The following is a 24,194-nucleotide window of genomic DNA, read 5'->3' as shown; positions in this document are numbered from 1 at the left end:
CTAAAAGTCACCTTTCGGTTTTAGGAAACATTCAAAGTGACGGAGTTTGGCGCGCCCGACAGGATTCGAACCTGTGGCCCCAAGCTTAGAAGGCTCGTGCTCTATCCAGCTGAGCTACGGGCGCGCTGATTGCCCCATAGTGTGGATTGCGCGGGAGGGAAACCGCGTTAAGCTAAGCAGCTTATGAGCGAAAAAGAACTTTCTGCCGTTGAGGCCTCTTCGATAAGGCAATTCAGGGCCTTCGATGTGGTGATGGCTGCATTCGTGGCAATCCTGCTGCTTTCAAACCTGATTGGCGCCGCCAAACTCTCGACGTTAGGCGGCTTCACCTTCGGAGCAGGCATCTTATTCTTCCCGATCGGGTACGTGATCGGTGACGTGCTCACCGAAGTCTACGGCTATGCCCATGCCCGGCGGTGCATATGGGTGGGGTTTGCAGCGCTCATTTTCATGGCATTCATGAGCTGGGTTGTCGTCAGTTTGCCCCCTGCCGCTGGATGGACCGGGCAGGAAGCCTATGAAAGTGTGTTCGGTCAGGTGCCTCGCATTGTGTTGGCCTCCATCGTTGCCTTTTGGGCCGGAGAGTTCGTGAACTCTTTTGTTTTAGCGCGCATGAAAATCATGACCGCCGGCAAATATCTCTGGACCCGGACCATCGGGTCGACGGTTTTTGGCCAGGCTGTCGATAGCCTGATTTTTTACCCACTTGCCTTTTATGGGGTGTGGAGCACGAACCAGGTGTTGACCGTAATGCTTACAAACTGGGCCCTCAAGGTCAGCTGGGAGGCGGTGCTTACGCCAGTGACCTATATGGTCGTCGGTTGGCTCAAGCGTCATGAAGGTGTGGACATATTCGATCGGCACACGGATTTTACACCGTTCAAGACCGCGGTCTAGCATTCGACTCAAATGAAAAAGGCTGCCGGACCCTTCGGTCCGGCAACCCTTGACATGGTCAGCGATCGGAGACGTTCCGATGCGCGGGAGACCATGGGCAGCCAATTGTGTTAGGCGCGCATCTCCCGAACGAACATATCCGACCTCTGTGCTGAACCATGAGACATCGGATCACCTCCTTTCGCGCTAGTTGAAGAGCCATGTGACGTCTCCGCCACGCGCTGGATGATGAGTCAAAGTGACTGCGCGATCAAGGCTTGATTTAATTTATTTTGGCGTCAGATTTGGACGGTTGCGAGGCAGCTGCGGCAGCCGGAGCGCGTCGCGATCTGCATTCCTCGACCACGCGCGCGAATTCGGGCCAGGACGGAATGACGAGCTCCTCTGTTCCGACGATTGAGACAAGCATGCGTCCTCTGCTGAAGGCCAGCGAATCCAGGTGAGGATCATCGGCAGATGTTTGCGACACGATAGTGGCAGGTGTCTTGTTGCTATTGATCGCAGGATAGCTCTTTGACGTGTCTGTTGATGCCAGCATCATTGTTGCGGTCATCAGCTCCGGGAGCGATCCCGCTCTGGCAAACTTTACTATTCCGGTTGCACCGACGCAGGCCGAGCTAAATTCCGGCTCCATGCCTGGAGGTCCGAAACGGGCTGAGATCCCGGCGGTATCCTGAACCAAAGTCCAGACCCCTTTCGAAAAGGAACGATCCTTCCAATCAAGTGCGATCGGGCGAGGGGGGAGGGGGGCAGGCTTTGGCGCAATCGTTGGTTGCGGTCGCGGAGCGACGGGTCGGGGGATAGTCGCGCAGCCCGAAAGACAAAGGCTTGCAGCGAGTATGAGCGAACGGCGCATGATCAACCCATAGTCTCGGGATTGGGTTGCGCAACCGGCGAATGGCCCTTGTCGCTTTCGCATGCCCCAATCATAAGGCAGGTCGAAAGGGAGGGTGCATGGCAGCTGGCATTGATCGTTCGCGCTTGAAGGCCATCATTGGCGGGTCGGCAGGTAATCTGGTCGAATGGTATGATTGGTATGCCTATTCGGTCCTTTCGATCTATTTTGCGCCGGTGTTCTTCCCTGATGGCGATCCGACTGCGCAACTGCTTAACACAGCGGCGATTTTTGCGGTGGGATTCCTGATGCGGCCGATTGGTGCCTGGATCATGGGCATCTATGCGGATCGTCATGGGCGGAAGTCCGGCTTGGCGCTTTCGGTTGGGCTGATGTGTGCAGGGTCTATCCTGATTGCGGTAACACCCGGATTTGCAACCATAGGCGTTGCAGCGCCTTTGCTCCTCGTGGTTGCAAGGATGTTGCAAGGTTTGTCCGTGGGTGGCGAATATGGCGCAAGCGCAACCTATCTCTCCGAAATGGCGACCCGCTCAGCGCGCGGCTTTTGGTCAAGCTTTCAGTATGTGACGTTGATTGCTGGCCAACTGGCGGCACTCATGACCGTCCTTCTGCTCCAGTTACTTCTGAGCGAGGCAGCGCTTGACAGCTGGGGATGGCGCATACCGTTCGTGATTGGTGCGGTGCTGGCTCTTGTGGTTTACATCCTGCGAAGCCGCCTCGCCGAGACGGAATCGTTCAAGTCGCAATCCCACGACCGCCCGGTTTCAAATGCGCGCAATCTTTGGCGGCATCATCCGCGTGAGTTCGTTTTGGTCGCAATGATTACTGCTGGCGGAAGCATGAGTTTCTACGCCTACACAACTTACATGCAGAAATTTCTCGTCAACACGAGCGGCTTTGACAAGCAGACCGCGACTGCCGTGATGACTGCTGCACTTGTGGTGTTCATGGCCATGCAGCCGCTTTGGGGCATTGCTTCGGATCGGGTGGGTCGAAAGCCGCTCCTGCTGCTTTTCGGATTTGCCGGAATGGCTGTAACCGTCCCGGTCTTTTCGGCTCTTGCGACCGTTACATCGCCCTTGCTTGCTCTGATCCTGATCCTGGTGCCACTTTCGCTGCTGGGTGCCTACACATCGATCAGCGCGCTCATCAAGGCGGAACTCTTCCCTGCGCATATCCGAACGCTTGGCGTGTCATTGCCTTACGCCATCGGGAACACCTTGTTTGGAGGGACAGCAGAATATGCTGCCCTTTGGTTCAAGCGCATTGGGGCGGAGTCGGGCTTTTACTGGTATTTGACGATCATCATCGGCGTCGCGCTGGTCGGGTTCATTCTTCTGCCTGACACGAAGCACACAAGTCTTATTGCTGAAGACTGATGGCAAAATCGCGTGTCGATCAGATTCTTGTTGAACGCGGCCTGGCTGAGAGCCGGGCGCGGGCACAAGCCCTGATCCTTGCCGGTCTCGTCTTTTCGGGTGAACGCAAGATCGAGAAGGCCGGGCAAGCACTCGATCTGGAGGCGCCTCTCGATGTGCGTGGACGGGATCATCCGTGGGTCTCGCGCGGCGGGATTAAACTGGCGCACGGGCTCGATCATTTTGGCTGGGACGTGACGGGAGCCGCAGCCATCGACGTCGGTAGCTCGACAGGGGGCTTCACAGACGTGCTGCTGACCCGCGGCGCATGCCGCGTCTATGCGGTCGACAGCGGCACCAATCAACTCGCCTGGAAATTGCGCCAGGACCCCCGCGTCATTGTCCTTGAAAAAACCAATGCGCGCCATTTGACCCCGGACATCATTCCCGAGCCGATAGATCTGATTGTATGTGATGCGAGTTTCATTGGCTTGGCCAAGGTCCTTGAACGACCCATGACATTCGCCAAGTCAGGAGCGCGGCTTTTGGCACTGATCAAACCGCAATTTGAAGCGGGCAGGGAAGAAGTGGGAAAGGGCGGCGTCGTTCGCGATCCTGCTGTCCATCTGCGTGTATGCCTCGAAGTCGAGCGCTGGCTCGCCGCTATGGGGTGGAGCAGTTTGGGCATTGAACAGAGCCCGATTACCGGGCCCGAAGGCAATGTCGAATTCCTGATCGCTGCCCAATTGGTCAGCTTGACGTAAACGGAAGCCGATGCCACTGGCGTCGCGTGTTTTTGCGCCCCCTCCTGCTGTTCACGCTGGTCATTGCGTCGCCGGCTCTCGCGCAACGCACCACCAATAATGTCGTCACGTCTTCTGACGATGCCTTCGGGCGCGCCGTCGGCAATGACAAGATCGGCATCTATACCACGGAGTCGGTCAGGGGCTTTAACCCGATTGAAGCTGGCAATGTGCGGATCGAAGGTCTCTACTTCGATCAGCAGTCAACACCATCAGTGCGGTTGGTGGACAGTTCTGCGGTCCGGGTTGGATATGCGACCAAGGGATATCCGTTTCCCGCTCCCACCGGCATTGCAGACCTGCTGATCGAGAAATACGAGGGCAAACGGGTCATCAGCATTGATGCCGAAGCTGAATCCTATCGAAATTTTTCGGGATCAATGCAGTTGAAGCTGCCGATCCAGGGAGAAAGGTTAGGCATCTCGGCGGGAATTGGGACACGGTTCGCCAGAGTCCCGCAAGGTCGGGACGGCAACTTCCTGAGTGCGGGGATCAATCTGGACTGGAGGCCCTATGACGGGGCCGAGATCGTTGTGTTTGCCAGCCGTTTTCACGTCACCAAAATGCGGACCTCTCCAACCTTTTTTCCAAGCGGCAGCTTTGCGCCACCGCATGTCAGCCGAAGGCGGTTTGTGGGGCAGCCGTGGGCGGACGGCAAATCAAATGGCATCACCAATGGCGGTTATGCGAAATTGCCCCTTGGGTCTTTCCGCCTGGAAGCGGGCGTGTTTCGCAGCATCAAGGATGATCCACTTGTGTTTGCAGACCTGGCGTTGGGCACCGGAAGCGACGGTTCCATTTCCAATCGTCTGATCATTGCCGACAAGGACAGTTATGCCGCTTCAACGTCGGGAGAGATACGGCTGACTTATGCGTGGGGCAGCGCCAGAGCTCGCCACCGGCTTCTGGCAGATGTTCGAGGCCGCACGCAGCGCCGCCTGTTTGGCGGTCAGCAAGCAATTGCGCTCGGGGCAAGCGTTGCCGATGTTCCGGATATTCGGCCGCAGCCGATTTTCGCGTTCGGTCCGGATGATCGATCGCATGTTCGGCAGTTCACTTTTGGCCTCGGCTACAATCTTGATGTCAAAGGTACAGGCACTCTCGGCCTTGCCGTCCAAAAGAGCAGCTATCGCAAGCAAACGCTCTTCGCGAACCCGACACTCCCGTCGCTGGTAAGTCGCGACAAGCCCTTGCTTTTCAGTGTCAATGGAACGCTTGAGCTTTTGCCGGGTCTCTCGGCCTATGGCGGCTTTGTGCGCGGCCTCGAAGAAAGTGCCATAGCCCCGGACGTTGCAAGCAACCGCAACGAAGCGCCGCCGGCGTTGCGGACGCGCCAGATGGATGCCGGGCTGCGCTATGCATTTTCGCCAAAACTCAGCATGATCATCGGCTTGTTCAATGTCAAAAAGCCCTATTTCAACCTCGATGCAACGAACCGCTTTCGGGAATTGGGAAGCGTAAGCAATCGGGGCGTCGAATTCTCGCTTGCCGGAACCGTCGTGCCAGGTGTCACCGCTGTGGCCGGCGCCTTGCTGCTTGACCCGCAAGTGAGCGGTGAAGCCGTAACCCTCGGCATCATCGGACCGCGCCCGGCCGGGTCAGTCGCCCGACGCGCCATTGCCAATCTTGACTGGAAACCTGTCGGCCAGGACGCCTGGTCTTTCGATCTCGCTTATGAATGCTTTTCCGGGGCGACCGGCGATCGGCTCAATACGTTTACCTCGCCTGCGCGGACCACATTCGGGCTGGGCGCTCGATATCGGTTCCGGATCGGCAACGCCAAGTTGCTTCTGCGCGGGCAGGTTGTGAACCTTTTCAACGATTACGGTTGGAAGGTGAGCAGCAGTGGTGGATTCACGTTTACGCTTCCGAGAAAAGCCGTCATCAATCTCGCCGCCGATTTTTGAAGTTTGATCGAACCGACGATAGCGTTCGTCGAATTAGGATTACATCCGTAGTCGACGAGGGTGATGGGAGCTTATGCACATACGTCTCTCCCTGCTCGCCTGCGTTTCGCTCTTCGCAATTGCGATGCCCGCCTTTGCTCAACGCACAGACAATAATGCGGTCGCATCCGCTGAAGATGCCTTTGGAAAGACTGTGGTGGGCGATGTCCAAATCGGGATCTACAATCCGGACGATGTGCGAGGCTTCTCTCCCGTTTCCGCAGGCAATCTGCGCCTCGAAGGTTTATATTTCGACCAGCAATCGAACATCACGGATAGGCTGATTGAGGGGTCGACAGTGCATGTCGGAATTTCCGCCCAAGGCTATCCATTTCCTGCCCCTACTGGAATTGCTGACTATTCCTTGCGCAAGCCGGGCGATAAGTTCGTAACTTCGATCGGCCTCAATTACGGTCCGTGGTATGGCAAATCGGCTGAAGTCGACTTGCAGATTCCACTCCAGGGTGATCGTTTGGGCTTGATCGCAGGCGCTGGGCTCTACCGGGAGGGCAATCCTTGGGGCGGTTCTCCGCACACCGAGTCATATGCCGTTTCGCTTCGGTATGCACCGATCCCGCAATTCAGCATTCAGCCTTTCTGGAGCCAGATCAATTTCCGCAACGATGAAAGTCAGCCGCTCATCTTTACGAGTGGCAATTTCCTGCCGACGCGCATCCCTCGTAATCGGTTTCTTGGCCAGAAATGGGCGGATTCTCAGGCGAGGTTGAATACGATTGGCGTCGTTTCGCAGGGCAAGGCAGCCGGATTTGATCTTGCCGTCGGCATATTTCGTTCGACTTTTTCCGGCGCCATGGACCACACAGATCTGCTGTTCAATGTCGATCCTTCAGGAGCAGCCGGCGACCGCGTCGTCATTGCAGACAAGGGCAATTTCTTTGGCTCGACGTCGGGAGAATTCAAGCTCTCGCGCAATTTTATAGAGGGACCGCGACGCCATACGATCCACGCGACCATTCGCGGACGTTCGCTTTCCCGCCGTTACGGCGGCTCTGACATAATCGATCTTGGGCCGAGCAGCACGCTGGTGCCAGATTTCCGTGCAGCGCCAATCGAAGCCTTCGGTGCCAAGACCCGCGATCATGTCAAGCAGACGACGTTCGGTCTCGGTTATGAAATGCGATGGCGCGACGTTGGGGAATTGAACCTGGGTCTCCAGAAGACCAACTATTCCAAACAGGTTGATGATCCTGCCAGCGTGATTCCCGAAACGAAGGATTCGCCCTATTTGTTCAGTGCCACAGCAGCCGTGCACATCGTCAAGAATATTGCCCTCTACGCCGGGTATACCCGCGGTCTTGAAGAAAGCGATGTCGCGCCGGCAAATGCCGTCAACCGCAATGAGGCACCACCAGCAATCCGGACCCAGCAAAAGGATTTCGGCCTGCGCTGGACGATCAGTCCCGGTGTCTCGGCGGTCCTTGGCTATTTCGACGTGCGAAAGCCTTATTACAACCTCGACACGGCATCGCGCTTTCGTCAGCTCGGCGACGTGCGAAAGCGTGGCCTTGAATTTTCCATTTCGGGCCAGATCGCGCCGGGTGTGAATCTCGTCGTCGGGTCCGTCTATCTTGATGCAAAGGTTTCCGGCGAGGAGGTTGATCTTGGGTTGATCGGCGAGAGGCCTGTGGGGACTTTCAAGCTTCACAATGTCGCAAATCTCAATTGGAACCTTCCCTGGCACAAGCCTCTCACGCTGACAGCGCGGTTCGAAAGCACGAGCAATCGCACTGCCAATGCCGCAAACACTTTGGTCATTCCAGCCCGCTCGGTCACCAGCCTTGGCGCGCGTTATCGGCTGACGGTTGGCAACAAGCCGATCCTTATCCGAGGAACAGTTGATAATATTTTCAACAAGTTCGGCTGGAATGCTGGCGGAAGCGGCTTTTTCGTGCCGAATGGATCGCGGCGCTACTCATTGACGCTGGCGACGGACCTTTGACCGCCCTATAGCTCAGTCTCCGTGAGTTGGGAGACACAGCGTGAGTGAGTTGGCGTCCAAAGGGCAATTGCGCATGTCGTTCCTGCGTTGGGCCTTGTTGACCGTCCCGGCGATTCTTTTCCTGGGTCTGTTTATGAGCCGCATCTCGAATAGCCGGTTCGGGAATCCCTGGTTCGATGCGCTCGCCAAACCGGACTGGTTTCCGCCAGGCTGGCTATTCGGCGCCGTGTGGTCGGCCCTTTACGTCCTCATTGGTCTGGCAGTCGCGCATATTCTGCACGCGCGCGGTGCGCAGGGCAGAAGGACCGCAATCGGCCTGTTCCTTGTGCAACTTGCCCTGAATCTCTCCTGGACGCCGGTCTTCTTTGTCGCCCACCAGGTAACAGCAGCGCTTTGGCTGATCATGCTGATCTTCGTTCTGGCTGTCGCGACGACCATCTCATTCAGTCGCATCCGAAAAGCTGCGGCTTGGCTTATGGTGCCCTACCTTGCCTGGCTGGCGTTTGCGACCGTACTTGCCTGGGAAATGGAACGATTGAATCCCGATGCAGAGCAACTGCAAGCGCCAGCAGCGAGCACGCAAATCGCGCTTTAGTGCCGGTGAACCCGTTTGAGCGGATAGCGTTCCCCGTCGAAGTTCTCGAACAGGCCGGGGATGGCCGGGTGATGGACTGGGCCGTCTTCCTCGTCACGAAGCAGGTTCTGCTGGCTCACATAGGCAACATAGCTGCTGTCTGCACCCTCGGCGAGCAAGTGATAAAACGGCTGGTCTCGCGCCGGGCGGACTTCCATCGGAATGGACTCATACCACTCTTCGCTATTTGCGAAAACGGGATCAATATCGAACACGACGCCGCGGAAATCGAAAATCCGGTGCCGCACAACATCGCCAATGCCGAAGCGCGCGTGAGCAACCGGAGGAGCGCTTGGCAGTTTCGCCTTGGGCTGGTGATCGAAAAAGGAGTTCATGTCCTCTTATTTAGTGCGTTGCGATTTAATGACAAGCTTAGCTTGGCAATAGGCTTCGCTTGAGTTAAGCGCCCGCATTCGTAAACGACCCGGGACTGTGCGCAACAGTCGCGATCAGCGGAGAGGTGGCTGAGTGGTCGAAAGCACCGCACTCGAAATGCGGCGTGCCCGCGAGGGTACCCAGGGTTCGAATCCCTGCCTCTCCGCCAGTTATCATTGATTTTATTATATTATTTGCAAATACTTGGCGATCATTCCCATAAACGCACCTAGATGGATCGAGTGCTTGGGCCATTTAGTCTTCACGAACAGCATCCCGAAAGCGGACTGAGCTTCTAAACTTCGCGAAAATTGCAATTAAGGTCTGGTTGCTGAATCGAGCCCAGTTTCCGGTTAGACTGCCAGCTCCAATCAGCCAAAGGGACCGACTGTCTGCTGGCTGCAACATACTAAGGGCCAGCATCAAGCGAGGGTGAACCCCTCATAGTTGCCATACGCCACCTGTTCGCAGCGTTTGCGATATTCAGGTCCACCACCGACATAGACCAATGTTCGGCGAACAACCGTGCCGTCGGGCTTGGTTGTCGTCTTGACCCACCAGGCATTGGCTTCGGCCATCAGGGTGCGGGAGAAATCGCGGTATATCATTTCGGTCCAGGCGTCTTCGGCTTCCTGCGTCGGTTCGGAGAAGCTGAAGCCGTTGGCGGTCATGTAGCAGAGCATCTGGGTCACCCATTCGGCCTGCAGGGCGCCGCAGACTCCGACATTGCAGAAGGCAGAACCATTGTGCGGGCCGACAAGAGTGAAGAAGTTCGGAAAGCCGCGCGCCTGCAGGCCAAGGTAGGTGGTCGGGCCATCGGCCCATGCGTCCTTCAAGGCAGTCCCGCCCTTACCCCTGATATCGATCCGGTCGAGCGAACCGGTAACAGCGTCGAAACCTGTCGCATAAATGATGACGTCGAGTTCATAAAGATTGTCCGTCGTACGGATGCCCTTGTCCGTCACCTCCACAATCGGCGCTTCGTGGATATCGACGAGGTGCACGCTGTCCTTGTTGTAGGCTTCGTAATAGTTGGTCTCCATCGGTACGCGCTTGGCACCGAAGGGATGATCTGTCGGGATCAGCTTGCTGGCGACTGCCTGGTTGCTGACCCGCTGGCGGATTTTCTTGGCGACGAAGTCAGCAAGGAACTGGTTGGACTCCCTGCTGAGCAGCAAGTCGCGAAATCCGCTCAGCCAAATGCCATAGCCGGGCTGGTTGTAGAGACCCTCGAAGAATGTCTCGCGCTCTGCTGCCGAAACGTCGGTCGCCTTGCGCGTGTCGCGATGATAGGGAAATGCCGTGTCCGTCACCTTCACATATTCAAGGATCGTCGGGTAGCGTTTGCGGATAAGGTCCATGTCGCTTTTGCTGAGCGGAGCATTGCCAAGCGGGGTGCACCAGTTGGGTGTGCGCTGGAAAACATAAAGCAGCTTCGCGGTCTCTGCTGCAATGGGGATGATCTGGACGCCGGTTGCGCCGGTACCGATGACGCCCACGCGTTTGCCGGTGAAGTCGATCGTCTTTGGTGTTCCGTCCGCTTCGGCTGGCCAGCGCGACGAATGGAATGACTCCCCCTTGAACGCGTCGATACCCTTGATGTCTGGCATCCGTGTCGCAGAAAGGGGGCCGGTCGCGGAAATCAGGAAGCGACATGTGACCGTTTCGCCACTGTCCAATGCGACCGACCAGAGATTGGCATCATCACGATAGTGTGCGGCGATCACGCGTGTCTTGAATTTGTAGAGTTTGCGCACATCCATCGCATCAGCGGCGCGATTGGCATAACGCAGCATTTCCGGCTGCGAGGCGAAGGATTCGCTCCAGTTCCAGTCGGGGATGATACCTTTCAGCGCGAAATAGCCATAGGCGTAGCTTTCGGTATCGAGTCGGCACCCCGGATATCTGTTCCAGAACCATGTTCCGCCAACATCGGCGCCCGCTTCGACGCCAAGGACACTCAGGCCCCGCTGCTCGAGCAAGTGCGTCTGATAGATGCCGGTTACCCCGGCCCCGATCACCACTGCGTCGAAATCGACCCTCTGTTCGCCTTCAATCACTGCTTTGGGCTCCTATTGCGCGGTCATCCCGGCATCGATGACGTGTTCCGCGCCCGAGATGTAGGAGGACTCGTCGGATGCGAGGAACAGGACAAGGTTCGACACTTCTTCGGGTTCCGCGATCCGGCCAAGCGGGATCATCGACAGGGCATCGCCGCCTTCCTCGTTGGTGGCTTCGACCATCATGGGCGTCATGATGAAGCCGGGGTGCACGGAGTTGGCGCGAATATTGTGTGGCCCATACTCGACCGCCGCGGCCTTGGTCATGCCGCGCACCGCAAACTTGCTGGCGACATAGGCGAGGCTGGGGAATCCATAATTGGCAACCAGGCCCGCAATGGAGGAGATGTTGACGATTGATCCCTTGCCGCGCCGCAACATGGAGGGGATGACGGCATGCATGCCGAGATAGACGGAGTGCTGGTTGACCGCGCAGACCTGCAGATAATCGGCTTCGCTGATGTCGGCGGTCTTGGCCATCGCGCCAAGGATCCCGGCATTGTTGACGAGGATTTCGACGGGGCCGAAGAACGCCTCCGCTTCCCGGATCACGCTATCCCAGTCGGCAGCCTTGGTCACATCATGCTGGACGAACTTCGCATTTGGCCCGAGATCTTTTGCCAAGGCCTCACCTTCCGCGATGCGCATGTCGGTGAGCAGCACCCTAGCGCCCTCGCGAACGAAGCGGCGTGCATGCGATTCACCCATTCCGCGTGATGCTCCGGTGATGATGGCGGTTTTTCCTTCAAGCTTTCCCATGATCGTCTCTCTTGTGACTTGAATTAATTGTGTTTGGGCTCTGGCCATCGTTCGCCTTGGCCGATAGGAATTGGGACATGAAGCAATCGAGCAACATCTCCCGGCGGCGGCAGATCGCGCTGCAGGAAGGCAGTGCCGACTATCTCGCCAAGCGGGCGGAACTGGTCGAAATCGCTGGGCGGCAGTTCAAGACCAATGGGTTCAAGGCGACGACACTGGCGGAGATCGGACACAAGGCCGGCCTCGACCGGGCGACCGTCTATTATTATTTCGGGAGCAAGGAGGAGTTGTTCCGCGAATGTGTCCGGCTCGGCGTTGATACCAATATCGCCGAATGCGAGCGCATTTTCGCCGACAAGGCCGTGCCCGCAAGGGACCGGCTCCGCGCTGTCATCCAGCAGCTCATGGCGGCCTATGATCATTACTACCCGCATATGTACGTCTACATCCAGGAAGAGATGAGCCGGATCACCGGAGAAAAAAGCACTTGGGCGCAGCGGATCGTCAGCCAGACCCGAACCTTCGAGAGAATTGTCCTGAGCCTTGTCAGCGAAATGATCGACAGTGGCGAACTCAGGAAAGACATTCCCGTGTCCGTCGCTGCCAACGCCATTTTCGGCATGCTCAACTGGACCCATCGCTGGTATCAGCCTGGAGGTCCTCACCCTGCAGTGCAGGTCTCTGCCGCGTTCGCCGACATCTTTTTTGACGGCATGAAGGCGCATTAGCTGGCGCTCAATTCGGCGAGCCGAGCCCTCAGCGCACGCTTGTTGACCTTGGTGGCAGACATCGGCCACTCGGCTTCCGTGACGATGTAGACAGCCCGCGGCACCTTGTAGCTTGCAATCTGTCCTGTGCAGAAGTCGATCAATTCCTGCGGCGATGCGGAATGGCCAGGGCGCAGCTCGACAAATGCGACAGGCACCTCGGACAGGCGATCATCAGGCCTGCCGACAACCTCGGCGATCTTGACGGCCGAGTGCCGGCAAAGATAGGCCTCGACTTCGATCGCCGCGACGTTCTCGCCGCCCACTTTGAGCATGTCCTTGGCCCGCCCGTTGAAGGTGAGGCGGCCATCCGGACTTTGTGCGTAGAGATCGCCAGTGTGCAGCCAACCGCCTTCATCGAGCGCCTCGGCCGTTTTCTCCGGAGCGCGATAGTAGCCGCTCATGACACAATAGCCGCGCACCAGAATTTCGCCGACGCTGTCCGGGGGAAGGGGGGCGCCGGTCTCCGGATCGACGATCCGCACTTCGATACCGGGGACTGCCATGCCTTGGCTCGTGGCGCGTTGTTCGTTGGTTTCGTCAGGCCCGCACAGGGCAAAGATGCCGGCAGTTTCGGTCATGCCGCAGGCCTGCATGAATTCGACTTTGGGGAACAGGCGCTGCACGCGCTCCACAAGCGGCTGCGGCGCAATCAACAGTGCCTTTCGCAGCGTTGCCAGCCGTTCGGGGCGGAAATCCGGATGGTCGAGCAAAGGTTGCAGGATTGCCGGGAACCAGGGCCATGCTGCCGTGACACGTTCGCGTTCCATAAGATCAAGCGCGCGACCAGCATCGAAGACGACGTCCGTGATGTAGGTTCCGCCCGTGCCGATGGAACCAAGAAATGGCGCGAAGGAACCGATGTGGAAAAGCGGACCGCCACCCCAGGTGACGTCGTGATCGGTGCTCCGGAAACGTTTGTCCGCGCGCTCGACCGGACCGCGCGTCAGCGCCTCGTGCGCGAGCATGCATCCCTTGGGATTAGCTGTCGTACCGGACGTATAGATGATGATTGCGATATCGCGAAGTCGGGTCCGTCTCCGCGCTTCATCGACACGCTCCCCCGGAACCGAGGCAGCAATCTGCGTGAACGCGGCCCGGTGCATGAAGCCTCTTGGTGCATCTCCTTCCAGCAGGACGACGCGGCGCAATTTCGGCGCTTCGGGAAGATCGAGCGGACCTTCGACGCTGGCGGTCGCAAGCGACGGCAGGGCCCCCAGCAGGCTCTCGCGAAAGTCGACGAAGCGCGTGTCAGCGGCGGTTGTCAGGATCAAGGCGAGGTCGGCATTTTCGATAATGAACCCCAACTCTGTGCTCTTGTGTCGCGCATTGAGGGGGACGGCCACGCAGTTGGCCAGCGTGGCCCCGAAAATCGAAGCGACCAGTTCGCGGCTGTTGTTGGCCAGGATGCCAATGTGCGAGCGCGGCGCAATGCCCAGGCCGATGATGCCGCGCGCCACATCGACGGCGGCGTCCCTCAGTTCGGAATAGGTCAGGGAAAATTCGGGCAGAACCAGCGCCTTTCGGTCCGGATATCGCGCCGCGCTGCGGATCAGCAGATCCGCCACAGTGCAGACTTCCGACCAGTCGTTGAACATCGCTCCATTCTCTCCTGACACGATAGTTGCTGCGCATTTCACTATGATGCAAAGCAAATCGATTCCGTCAACGGTTATGTTGACGATTTATCGTTAGCATCGATTTTCGCATTGACAAGGGGGCTTGCAGCTACCTATCAACGTGTGTGTTGATAAATCGGATTTGAGGATTCCAAAGGCCATGAAGTTTCATCTCATGCAAACGGGTGTCGTGGGCAGGCGCCATGAGATCGAGGCCGGCATGGCCGGTCAGCGCAAGGATCTCTACCAGCGGTTTCTCGAAGAGGTGAAAGGCTATGTCCAGCTTGCTGATGAGCTGGGCTTCTATGGCTATTGCCAACCGGAACATCACCTCCAGATCGAAGGATTCGAAGTCAACAATCACCCTGGCATGTTCAGCCTTTTTGTCGGCCAGCACAGCAAGCGGCTGAAGGCCGGGATCATGGGCTATACGATGACGACGCATAATCCCGTGCGTGTGGCAGAAGAAATCGCGACTCTGGATCATATGTTGCAGGGGCGGCTCTATTGCGGCTTCACGCGCGGCTATCACGCCCGCTGGGTCGATGCTTACGCAATCAAGGAAGGCGTCGGTGCAACCACGCCGGACAATGTCAAGGCGCGCGATCAACAGGACGCCCGTAACCGTTCCCTCTTTGAGGAGGGTGTTAGGGTGGTCAAAAAGGCCTGGACCAACGATGTCTTCGATCACAAGGGCGACAACTGGCAGTTCCCGCCCGAAGGCGGATCGGGCGGTCACCCGGCCTATGCCAAGTTCGGCAAAGGGCAGGATGCCGATGGCGTGGTCCGCCAGATCGGTATTGCGCCGCGATGCTATCAGGATCCGCATCCGCCGATCTATGGCGGTTTTGCTGCGTCCGGGCGAACGATCGATTTCTGGGCCGAAGAGGGTGGCAAGCTGATCGTGCTTTCGGACAATCTCGATTTCTGCGAGTCGCTCAACAACCGCTACATCGCCTCGGCCGCAAAGGTCGGGCGTGAAGTTACCAATACGCAGGCATCGGCCTGGGGCGGCTTCCTGATGCTCACGGACAGCAAGGAGCGTGCGGCGCAACTCATGGAAGAGCATATGTGGTTCTGGGATGAATGGTTCATCCCGATGGGTCAGCGCCCGCCCAACGTCTTGATCGGCACGGCTGACGAGATTGCCGACCGCATTGGCGAGGCGCATGACCGGTTGGGCTTTGATGAGCTTTTCCTGATGTTTGGTCAGGGCCACCTTGAGCCCAACGAGAACAAGGACGAGCTCGAGAACTTCATTGCGAAGGTTGCGCCAAGATTTTCAAGCAAGGACGAAAACGGCATCTTCGTCTGATCGATAATGAGAACATTCTAAGGTCGCCAAAGCCGAATCTATAGGAGAGCAGCATGAGTCAGGTTGGCATGCAGTGCGGCATTTTCATGACGCCATACAATCCGCCGAGCCGCACGCCACGGCAGGTTTTCGACTGGGCGCTGAATATTGCGAGAATAGCGGACGAAGCTGGCTACACCGATTTCATGATCGGCGAGCATTACACTCTTGGCTGGGAAAACATTCCCATGCCCGAGGCAATCATTGCGGCCTGTGCCCAGACCACCAAACAGATCCGCTTCGCACCCATGGCGCACCTCTTGCCCTATCATGACCCGGCAACGCTTGCGATCCGGATCGGCTGGCTGAGCCAGGTGATGGAAGGCCGCTATTTCCTGGGCGTCGCGCCGGGCGGGCACCACACTGATGCCATCCTCCACGGATTCGACAACATCTTCGAATTGCCGCCGCGTCAGCTAGAAGCACTTGCGCTGATGGAGCGCGTCTGGGAACGCAAGCCATTCATCGAGAAAGGCAAATATTTCCAAGCGGGCTTTCCCGGCAAGGAAACCATGCCCGAATATGATGTCATCATTGCCGACAACAGTCCTTACGGCGGAAGGGACAAGCTGGAGATCGCTGTTACTGCGCTGTCCATGGTGTCCAAGTCGATGGTCTTCGCAGGGGAAAGGGACTATAGCCCGATTTCCTTTTTTGGCGGCACGCCACAGATGAATGCCCACTGGGACACTTGGTCGGAAGCCAATGCGAATGCCGGATTCACGCCGGATCGCAAACGATACAGAGTGTGTCGCGACGTTTTCATTGCCGACACCGACGCCGAAGCAAAACGACTGTTCCTCAAAAGCGGGATGGCTCAGACATGGGCGAAATATCTGAAGGAAATTTATGTGAAGTTCGGCCTTTTTGACGGGATCATCCACGACTCCGGCAAGAATGTTACGCCTGCAAGCATTGACGAGGATTTTCTGGCCGAGCATGTCGTGCTGTGCGGTTCGCCCGAGACAGTTATCGAAAAGCTGGAGAAGCTCGCAGACGCGTGCGGCGGTTGGGGGCAGATCGTTGCCAACCAGCATGACAGTCTCGACGATCCCAAACCTTGGGAAGAATCGCTTCGGCGGCTTGCCATAGACGTCTGCCCGAAAGTGCGGATGCCCAATTGAACCCCTTATACGATCTTGCGCCGGAGAAATTGCCATGAGTACCGCCAAAGCCTGTGTTCTGGTCGAGCCGAACCGGATCGAAACCTGGGACGTGCCGATCTTCGATCCGCCTGCAGGCGGTGCGCTGGTTCGCATTGTTGCAGGCGGGGTATGCGGCAGCGATGTGCATATCATGACGGGTGAGGCGGGTATCATGCCGTTCCCGATCATCCTCGGTCATGAAGGCGTAGGACTGGTCGAAAAGCTGGGCCCGGGTGTCGAAACGGATTATGCCGGGGTTCCCGTGAAGACCGGCGATCTGGTCTACTGGGCCCCGATTGCGCTGTGCCACCGCTGCCATAGCTGCACCGTGCTTGAAGAAACTCCATGCGAGAATTCGCAATTCTTCGAACATGCGGAAAAGCCCAACTGGGCCAGCTATGCCGACTATGCGGTGCTGCCAAACGGCCTGGCGTTCTTTCGCGTCCCCGACGGAACGTCGACCGATGCAGTGATTGCGCTGGGCTGCGCCCTGCCAACAGTTCTGCGCGGGTTTGACCGATGCGGACAGGTGCGGGTGGGCGATACCGTGGTCGTGCAGGGAGCAGGGCCGGTTGGGCTGTCGGCAATCCTGGTTGCGAAGCTTGCCGGAGCCCGGGAAATCATTGCGGTCGACATGCACGAAAACCGTCTTGCGATGGCGAGGACGATGGGGGCAACTGCCACGGTTTCGCTCAAGGACAGTCCCGATGAGCGGCGTCGGCAGATTTATGATCGCGTGTCCTCGCATGGGCCCGATGTGGTTGTCGAGGCCGCCGGGGTGTTGCCGGCCTTCCCGGAAGGGGTCGATCTGACCGGCAATCATGGCCGCTACATCATCCTCGGTCTGTGGGGCGCGATCGGGACCCAGCCGATCAGTCCGCGCGACCTCTCGACGAAGAATCTGACCGTTGCGGGCGCAAGCTTCCCCAAGCCCAAACATTATCACGGCGCCCTCCAGCTCGCAGCACGGCTCGACGGCGAATATCCCTTGGCTGAGCTGGTGACGCACCGCTTCGGCATTGCCGGCGCGCTTGAGGCTCTTGAGGCAACGGCGAAAGGTGCCGTTATCAAGGCCATCATCGATCCCCAAATCACCTGATTGCAGGAGACTTCAACCATGACCGAAGCCGCCGTTACCGAAGACAGAAATCGCGTCGCCCGACCCGAGCATGTACCAGCGAGCCTTGAACGCGATATCGATATGTATGCGCTCGATGGGATCGAGGAAGGCTATCATGAAGCGTGGAAGGCGCTGCAAACGCCCGACATGCCCGAACTCGTCTGGACGCCGCGGACTGGCGGTCATTGGATCGCAACGCGCGGCAGTCTCGTCAAGGAAATCTACGAGAACCCCGATCGCTTCTCCAGCGAAGTCATCTTCCTGCCCAAGGAGGCTGGGGAAAAATATGCGATGGTCCCAACCCGGATGGATCCACCGGAGCATACGCCCTATCGCAAGATTCTCGATTCTGGCCTCAATCCGGCGCAAATTCGCAAGGTCGAAGCGGACGTTCGAGAGGCGGCTATTGCGTTGATCGAACCGATGGTCGCGCGTGGCGGATGCGACTTTGCGGCGGAATATGCCACCGTCTTCCCGGTCAAGGTCTTCATGGCCATGACCGATCTGCCAATGTCCGACGTGCCTATGCTGGCCAAGTTTGCAATGGACATGACCCGACCGTCCGGCAATTCACCCGAGGAAATGGCAGCGACGCTGGATGCCGCCAATCAGGGCTTTTTTGCCTATGTCGAACCGATCATCCGTGCGCGAACGGGCGGCAGCGGTACCGACCTCATCACGACAATGGTCAATGGCACGATCGACGGACAGCCGCTCGCACACGACAAGGCGCTGGGCATGATTTCGCTGCTGCTTCTGGGAGGGCTTGACACGGTCGTGAATTTCCTGAGCTTCGCGATGATCTATCTTGCCCGCCATCCGGAAAAGGTCGCCGAGATCCGCGATGACGAACTCAAATTGCGCCGCGGCGTCGAAGAGCTTTTCCGGCGTTTCCCGGTGGTATCCGAAGCCAGGATGGTCGCCAAGGACATGACCTATCGCGGAGTGGAGTTGAAATATGGCGATATGATCCTGCTGCCAACCGCGTTGCACGGGCTCGACGAGGCGGAAAACGACGACCCTCTGAATCTCGATTGGGAGCGCAAGACGATCAACCATGCCACATTCGGCGGCGGTCCCCACCGGTGCGTGGGGCTGCACCTGGCGCGGCTTGAGGCCACGGTCACGCTGCAGGAATGGATCAAGCGCATTCCGGAATTCAGCCTCGCACCCGGTGCACGGCCTGTCTACAACTCCGGAATTATTGCGTCAGTGCACAATGTGCCGCTGGTCTGGCCAACGGCCTAAACTTAGGCGAAGCCGCGATGCTCCGGCGCAGCGGCGGCAATGTCGAGCGTTTGATAGATCGCGGTCCTGCCGACGCCGAGCTTGATTGCGTTCTTGAGGTGCACCCGAAAGCCGGGGCGAAAGCGGTGACTGGGTGAGGCGTCGCAGGCGAGCGCGGCCAGTTCCTTGATCCAGGCTCGAACGGTCCCGCTGCGCCATGGAATTGCGCAATATTCGAAAAAGCCTGTGAACACCTCGGGCGAAAGCTGGAGCAAGGCCTCCAGGAACCCCGGGAGTTCGCTTGAAAATTCGGTCCAGAAGGGATCGTCGCCAACATGTTTGTCCCACAGCCGCTGCCGTTCCACATCGCGCGGGACATCGCGTGCGACGAGGCCCCGCTTCACGCCTTCTGCAAGCAACACAGCAGAGCTTGCCATGAGGCTGTGCACCCCAAGGCCCGAGGCCAGCGCAATGATTTCCTGGAGCTGAACCATGCTGGCGCCGGTATCCAGCGCGCGCCCTATTGCTTCGTCGATTGCTGCGCGATCGAGAGACGTCACCGATACCGCCGCGGCAAGGCCGATCAGGGCTGCGGCTTGCGCATCAAGCGGGCTTCCGTCGGGCAAGTTTTCTGTAAGCCGGTCGGTTTCCGCACGCAGGCTCGGTATGTCAATTGCGTCCATATTGATGCGTTTTCTACCCTTCTCGCGTTTCTGTCAACTTAAGCGTTGACTGAGAAAATTTTTTCCGCCAAGATCACAAAATGGGGAGGATGCCGTGGCCACGCTCGAAGAACGCATCAAGAAGCTGGAAGACCGGGCCGAGATTCAGGATCTCGTCGCGCGTTACTTCAAGGCGACAGATGACGACGACGAACGGGCGGTGGCCGACTGCTTTACGCAAGATGCCAAATTTGTCGCGACCGGCTTTGAGGGTGCATCGGGGCGCGATGCGATCATGGCCTTTCTGGCGGCGGCGCGATCCAACATGCGGCAGACGGTGCATACACCCCACTATGTGCATATTGCATTCAAGGGCGCGAACGAAGCGGATGGAGTCACAGTTGCGCACCTTGAAATCGGCATGGGTGACACGACGGTATACGCCGCCGTTCGCTACCTCGACAGCTTTTCGCGCGAAAGCGATCGCTGGAAGATTGCGTGCAGGGAAATGCGGGTTGTCCATGCGGGCAGTTGGGACGATGTCTCTCGCTCCTTGATCGACCCGGCCAATGTACGCTGGCCGGGCGCTAAGCCAACAACGTCAGATTTTCCAAGAAGAACACAATGAAGAGTAGTAATATTTTGAACCCAAACAGACATTTCTGCGACTGGATGGTCAACGATAATGTTGATAACAAAATGAATGGAGGATGAAATGAAGAACGACCGAATTCACGCAATGCGTCAGTCCCTCATTATTGGCACTGCCTTGGCTTTGGTGGCCTGCCTGCCGCAAGTCTCGTTTGCTCAGGCTGCCGCGGGTGAGGAAGATGCTTCTGCGGCTGGCGATATTATCGTTACTGCCCAGCGCAAGGAGGAAAAACTCTCCAAGGTGCCGGTTTCAGTGGTCGCCTTCAATGCTGAGACGCTCCAATCCAAGGTGATCAACAGCGAGCAGGACATGGGTATTCTGGTGCCTGGCCTTCAGGTCAAGAACGGTCAGACTTCGAACCAGCTGAGCTACTCCATGCGCGGACAGACGCTCGATCCGTTCTCCGGAACCTCGCCCGCCGTGGTGACCTATCTCAACGACGCACCCTACAATCCCTACAACACGGCCACCAGCCTGTTCGACTTGGCTTCTATCCAGGTTCTCAAGGGTCCGCAGGGCACGCTGTTTGGCCGAAATGCGACTGGCGGTGCAGTCCTTTACTCGACGCCAACACCGGGCAATGAAATTGGCGGAAACCTCGTCGTTCGCGCAGGCCAGCGCAGCCTTGTCCAGATACAAGGAGCGATCGACCTGCCGATTGTGAAAGATGTTCTTCTGGTTCGTGTAGCTGGCGATTATATCAAGGATGATGGCTACATCCGCAACGTCGCCACCGGAAATCCGCTGGGTGGCAAGGACAACATTTCTGGCCGAATAACAGTTCTGTTCAAACCAAGCGACACAATCAGGAACACCTTCGTCCTGCAATATTCGGATTTCAAGGGAACGGAGGGCGCTGGTAATCTTTATAACTACTATACATCGCCTCTTGCCAATCCTACCGGACAACAGTTCATCAACAACGGACTGACTTCGGTTCCGAATACGACCGGGCTTGTGCTGACATCCACGCTGGATACCGTTTACAATGTGTTTTCAGGCGCACTTTTCAATCGGTCCGGCAACAACCTTGGTGACAGTAATCTGACTCCGGGGCCTGCTTACGGACCCGGTCGCTTCCCTGGTGGCGTTGCAGGTTATGCCGCTTGGTCGCGTGCGAATCCTTACAAGACCTGGCTTCAGTTCGATCTGCCGCACAAGGCCACGGCCACGTTCCTTTCGAACACAACTGAATTCGATATATCCGACGCTGCGAAAGTGAAGAATATCTTCAGCTACATGGAGGGCAATTCACGAATTAGCGGCAATCTTGCCAATGCCCCATTCGGTGCTCTTTGGCTCTACAATAACCCGAACAACCTGTCCGGACTTTCAGGTACAGGTGGGCCCGGCGGGCAGACCTTCAAATCCAAGCAGTTTTCAGACGAGTTGCAGTTGCAGGGGAAGGCTGCGGACGACAAATTGGGTTACACCATCGGGGCATACTACTCGTCGCTTAAACACTTCGACATCATCCCGGTTTGCGTTGGCTGCGAAATCGATCCGACACTTGGAGCGGCAGGCGCATTCGGACTCCCGGCCGACATCGACTACACTTATAATACTAAAGATACCTCGACCGCCATCTATGCACAGCTTGATTACAAGTTGACTGATCGACTGACCGTTGCACTGGGTGGACGCTATACGTGGGAAAAGGTACGCTTGGCACAGGCACCGGGCAGCCTATTCACGATCCTCGGCATCACAACCGTTGGTCAGGAACAGCGACGGAATCTCTCCGCTCCTGCGTGGACATTCAACCTGCAATACCAGATCAGCGACAGCAACATGATCTATTTCTCGCAGCGCGGCAGCTTCCGCGCTGGGAACTTCAATGGCACGGTCAATCCCGGCAACGATGCGAATTTCTTCAAGAATGAGAAGGCCCATGATTTTGAACTTGGTTACAAGTTCAACGGCCGTCTTGGAACTATGCGGACGCAATTTAACCTTGCCGCGTATCATGTGATTGTCAAAGATGCGCAGCATGCAGTTTATGCGGTTGTTGGCGGAAATCCGGCGGGTTTCACACTCAATGTGCCGGAAGCAAAGACGACAGGCGTGGAAGTCGATGCTTCCATCGGTCTCACCGACTGGCTGACGTTGAGCATGAACGGCGCATACACTGATGCGCGATACTCGAAGGGTGCCGTGGATGTTTCTGCGCTCACCGGCGTTCCAGGATATGTTATCAACTTCAACTCATATCCTGATAGTCCGAAATGGGCTGGCAACTTTGCCGCTGATATAACCCTCCCAGTCTCGGAAAATGTCGGAAAAATAATCCTCCACGGCGATGTCTACACGCAGTCAAAGACCTTCTTCTCGAACAACAATGGCTCGGTCACGCCTGGCACTGAGCTGTCAGGATACACGATTACCAATGCGCGTTTGAGCTGGAACAACATTATGGGCGGCAAGTTTTCAGCAGCTGTCTACGTCAAGAACCTGTTCGACAAGCTGCACTATGTGTCGGGTTATGCGATGGGCGCAGCCGGTGGCTACAACACCGGCTACCCCGGAACGCCGCGCACTGTTGGCGGAGAAATTTCGGTGAAGTTCTAGCCTTATCTTGTAGCTCCGAGAGAGGGCAAAGCCATCCGGGGCAGTTCGACCTGTCCCGGATGCGCAATCGCCCTCCTAGCCCTTTTGCGAAGCACTAGCGATTGGATCTTTAATGCACGGTACAACCATGTCCCCAACTGAGCGACTTCTCGAGGAAAGGGCAATCGAACGGATTGTCCACGATTATGCCTATTATCTCGACATGAATCAGCCAGAAAAGATGACTGAGCTTTTCGTGGATGATTGCGAAGTGAGCTATGCGCCCAATTTCGGCGCGACCGGAATGGAGGCCTACAAGAAGACGCTAGATGGGATCGGCACGTTCTTTAAGGGGACATCACATCATGTCTCGGGCATCGTGTTCGACTGGGTCAGCGACACCGAGGTGAATGTGCGGGCCATTGTCTTGGCAATTCATCGCTATACGAAGGATCGCCCTGATGGTGTCCTCTATGGCCAGTATCATGATGTGGTAGTAAAACGGGACGGCAAGTGGAAATTCAAGACGCGCATTCTCAAGACCACGATGACGACCGACTATCACGTCAAGGCATCGAACCCCATCGGTCGCGCCGAATAGGCTTGCTCGATGAACTTTGAGCATATCCGCATCGATCATGGCGAGAGCATCGACTGGATTGTGCTCAACCGGCCAGATCGCGCAAATGCGATGTCGAACGCGATGCTCGATGAATTCTCGGTGGCGCTGGAACTGCTCAAGGACGAAGGCGCCCCGGTCGTCGGCATTCGTGGCGAAGGGAAGGGGTTTTGCTCAGGCTTCGATCTTGAGCAGGTCGGCAAGATGGGTGATGCGGCCGTCGATCCCGTGGCGGACAGGGCACGGCTGCAGCGCAACCTCGACCGCTGGATGGCGATCTGGGATCACCCCAAGCCGGTGATCGCGGCCGTGCACGGATATTGTCTGGCAGGTGCGACACAGATGTGCGTGTTTGCCGATATCACTGTGGTCGCTGACGATGCCCGTATCGGGGAGCCGACCATTCCAATCGGTGGCGGTTATCTGGCGCCGGTATGGTCGACATTGGTCGGCCCAAAGCGCGCCAAGGAACTGGCATTTGTTCCTGGCAATGCGATTGATGGCCCGACAGCAGTTGAGTGGGGATGGGCCAATCACTGCGTCCCGGCAGCGGACCTAATTGCGTCGGTTGAAGGCCTTGCCGCACGCATTGCCCTGACCCCGCCAGAAGTGCTCAGGATCAAGAAACTCTCCATCAATCGTGCTGCCGAAGCCCAGGGCTTCCGCCTGGCAACGGCCCATGTCGCCGATATGGACGCGCTGTTGCACCAGGCGCCCGCTGTCCAGGCCGTCAAGCGGCGCGGCGACGAAATCGGGCTGAAGGCGCTGATCGCCGAATATCGTTCGGCACCGACATCGCCGCTTAAACCCTACTCACGCGACAAAAGGGACTGA

The 24,194-nt window shown here is 57.5% G+C and carries 20 protein-coding genes and 2 tRNA genes; 16 read left to right on the top strand and 6 right to left on the bottom strand.

Annotation, left to right across the window (positions count from 1 at the left end; translation table 11 throughout):
- Nucleotides 1-47 precede the first annotated feature (47 nt).
- Nucleotides 48-124: transfer RNA gene (locus tag K0O24_RS14980), tRNA-Arg, on the bottom strand.
- Between the two features lie 59 nt (nt 125-183).
- Between K0O24_RS14980 and K0O24_RS14975 the strand changes: the two genes are divergently transcribed.
- The 6 genes from K0O24_RS14975 to K0O24_RS14950 all read left to right on the top strand — a co-directional run bounded on the left by K0O24_RS14975 (nt 184) and on the right by K0O24_RS14950 (nt 8,415).
- Nucleotides 184-897: a queuosine precursor transporter gene (locus K0O24_RS14975; RefSeq protein ID WP_219893494.1), complete on the top strand. Its 714-nt coding sequence runs from the start codon at nt 184-186 to the stop codon at nt 895-897.
- Nucleotides 898-1,851: 954 nt separating this feature from the next.
- Complete coding sequence (locus tag K0O24_RS14970; RefSeq protein WP_219893493.1) at nt 1,852-3,132, top strand: MFS transporter; 1,281 nt, start codon at nt 1,852-1,854, stop codon at nt 3,130-3,132.
- A complete protein-coding gene (locus tag K0O24_RS14965; protein WP_219893492.1) occupies nt 3,132-3,875 on the top strand; it encodes a TlyA family RNA methyltransferase in 744 nt (247 codons plus the stop codon). The genes K0O24_RS14970 and K0O24_RS14965 overlap by 1 nt, the downstream gene beginning before the upstream one ends.
- Before the next feature lie 26 nt (nt 3,876-3,901).
- A complete protein-coding gene (locus K0O24_RS14960) occupies nt 3,902-5,821 on the top strand; it encodes a TonB-dependent receptor domain-containing protein (protein WP_219893491.1) in 1,920 nt (639 codons plus the stop codon).
- Between the two features lie 73 nt (nt 5,822-5,894).
- Nucleotides 5,895-7,820 (top strand): TonB-dependent receptor, encoded by a 1,926-nt coding sequence (locus K0O24_RS14955; RefSeq protein ID WP_219893490.1) that lies wholly within the window; start codon nt 5,895-5,897, stop codon nt 7,818-7,820.
- A 40-nt stretch (nt 7,821-7,860) separates the two neighbouring features.
- Entirely contained in the window at nt 7,861-8,415 is a 555-nt protein-coding gene (locus K0O24_RS14950) for a TspO/MBR family protein (RefSeq protein WP_219893489.1), read from the top strand.
- Here K0O24_RS14950 and hspQ read toward each other — a convergent pair.
- Nucleotides 8,412-8,789, bottom strand: coding sequence for a heat shock protein HspQ (gene hspQ / locus K0O24_RS14945; protein ID WP_219893488.1), 378 nt, complete (start codon nt 8,787-8,789; stop codon nt 8,412-8,414). The two genes, K0O24_RS14950 and hspQ, sit on opposite strands and share 4 nt — an antisense overlap.
- A 119-nt stretch (nt 8,790-8,908) precedes the next feature.
- Here hspQ and K0O24_RS14940 point away from each other — a divergent pair.
- Nucleotides 8,909-8,998: transfer RNA gene (locus K0O24_RS14940), tRNA-Ser, on the top strand.
- Nucleotides 8,999-9,251: 253 nt separating this feature from the next.
- Here K0O24_RS14940 and K0O24_RS14935 read toward each other — a convergent pair.
- Nucleotides 9,252-10,889 (bottom strand): 2-oxo-Delta(3)-4,5,5-trimethylcyclopentenylacetyl-CoA monooxygenase, encoded by a 1,638-nt coding sequence (locus tag K0O24_RS14935; protein ID WP_219893487.1) that lies wholly within the window; start codon nt 10,887-10,889, stop codon nt 9,252-9,254.
- A 12-nt stretch (nt 10,890-10,901) separates the two neighbouring features.
- Entirely contained in the window at nt 10,902-11,648 is a 747-nt protein-coding gene (locus K0O24_RS14930; protein WP_219893486.1) for an SDR family NAD(P)-dependent oxidoreductase, read from the bottom strand.
- 77 nt (nt 11,649-11,725) lie between these two features.
- Here K0O24_RS14930 and K0O24_RS14925 point away from each other — a divergent pair, with 77 nt between their 5' ends.
- The gene (locus K0O24_RS14925) at nt 11,726-12,376 is read left to right on the top strand and encodes a TetR/AcrR family transcriptional regulator (protein WP_219893485.1); all 651 of its coding nucleotides are present in this window, start codon (nt 11,726-11,728) and stop codon (nt 12,374-12,376) included.
- On the opposite strand, the gene K0O24_RS14920 is transcribed toward K0O24_RS14925, so the two are convergent.
- The gene (locus tag K0O24_RS14920) at nt 12,373-14,034 is read right to left on the bottom strand and encodes a class I adenylate-forming enzyme family protein (RefSeq protein ID WP_246611042.1); all 1,662 of its coding nucleotides are present in this window, start codon (nt 14,032-14,034) and stop codon (nt 12,373-12,375) included. The two genes, K0O24_RS14925 and K0O24_RS14920, sit on opposite strands and share 4 nt — an antisense overlap.
- 160 nt (nt 14,035-14,194) lie before the next feature.
- Here K0O24_RS14920 and K0O24_RS14915 point away from each other — a divergent pair, with 160 nt between their 5' ends.
- The 4 genes from K0O24_RS14915 to K0O24_RS14900 are packed head-to-tail and all read left to right on the top strand — an operon-like array spanning nt 14,195 to nt 18,901.
- Complete coding sequence (locus K0O24_RS14915) at nt 14,195-15,349, top strand: LLM class flavin-dependent oxidoreductase (RefSeq protein WP_219893484.1); 1,155 nt, start codon at nt 14,195-14,197, stop codon at nt 15,347-15,349.
- A 53-nt stretch (nt 15,350-15,402) separates the two neighbouring features.
- Nucleotides 15,403-16,512, top strand: a complete 1,110-nt coding sequence (locus tag K0O24_RS14910) for an LLM class flavin-dependent oxidoreductase (protein WP_246611041.1) — start codon at nt 15,403-15,405, stop codon at nt 16,510-16,512.
- Nucleotides 16,513-16,546: 34 nt separating this feature from the next.
- Nucleotides 16,547-17,632 carry a zinc-binding dehydrogenase gene (locus K0O24_RS14905; RefSeq protein WP_219893483.1) on the top strand — a complete coding sequence of 362 codons (1,086 nt, stop codon included), beginning with the start codon at nt 16,547-16,549 and terminating at the stop codon, nt 17,630-17,632.
- Nucleotides 17,633-17,650: 18 nt separating this feature from the next.
- The gene (locus K0O24_RS14900) at nt 17,651-18,901 is read left to right on the top strand and encodes a cytochrome P450 (RefSeq protein WP_246611040.1); all 1,251 of its coding nucleotides are present in this window, start codon (nt 17,651-17,653) and stop codon (nt 18,899-18,901) included.
- 2 nt (nt 18,902-18,903) lie between these two features.
- On the opposite strand, the gene K0O24_RS14895 is transcribed toward K0O24_RS14900, so the two are convergent.
- Nucleotides 18,904-19,563, bottom strand: a complete 660-nt coding sequence (locus K0O24_RS14895) for a carboxymuconolactone decarboxylase family protein (RefSeq protein WP_246611039.1) — start codon at nt 19,561-19,563, stop codon at nt 18,904-18,906.
- A gap of 94 nt (nt 19,564-19,657) precedes the next feature.
- Between K0O24_RS14895 and K0O24_RS14890 the strand changes: the two genes are divergently transcribed.
- The 4 genes from K0O24_RS14890 to K0O24_RS14875 all read left to right on the top strand — a co-directional run bounded on the left by K0O24_RS14890 (nt 19,658) and on the right by K0O24_RS14875 (nt 24,194).
- Nucleotides 19,658-20,170 carry a nuclear transport factor 2 family protein gene (locus tag K0O24_RS14890; protein WP_219893482.1) on the top strand — a complete coding sequence of 171 codons (513 nt, stop codon included), beginning with the start codon at nt 19,658-19,660 and terminating at the stop codon, nt 20,168-20,170.
- Between the two features lie 87 nt (nt 20,171-20,257).
- Entirely contained in the window at nt 20,258-22,762 is a 2,505-nt protein-coding gene (locus K0O24_RS14885; RefSeq protein ID WP_219893481.1) for a TonB-dependent receptor, read from the top strand.
- A gap of 112 nt (nt 22,763-22,874) precedes the next feature.
- Nucleotides 22,875-23,342, top strand: a complete 468-nt coding sequence (locus K0O24_RS14880) for a nuclear transport factor 2 family protein (RefSeq protein ID WP_246611038.1) — start codon at nt 22,875-22,877, stop codon at nt 23,340-23,342.
- A 9-nt stretch (nt 23,343-23,351) separates the two neighbouring features.
- Nucleotides 23,352-24,194, top strand: a complete 843-nt coding sequence (locus K0O24_RS14875; protein WP_219893480.1) for an enoyl-CoA hydratase-related protein — start codon at nt 23,352-23,354, stop codon at nt 24,192-24,194.

Source organism: Aquisediminimonas profunda, from assembly GCF_019443285.1.
GTDB classification, from domain to species: Bacteria; Pseudomonadota; Alphaproteobacteria; order Sphingomonadales; family Sphingomonadaceae; genus Aquisediminimonas; species Aquisediminimonas profunda.
The sequence above is the reverse complement of the archived record's forward strand: the minus strand, read 5'-3'. Positions and strand labels throughout refer to the sequence as shown.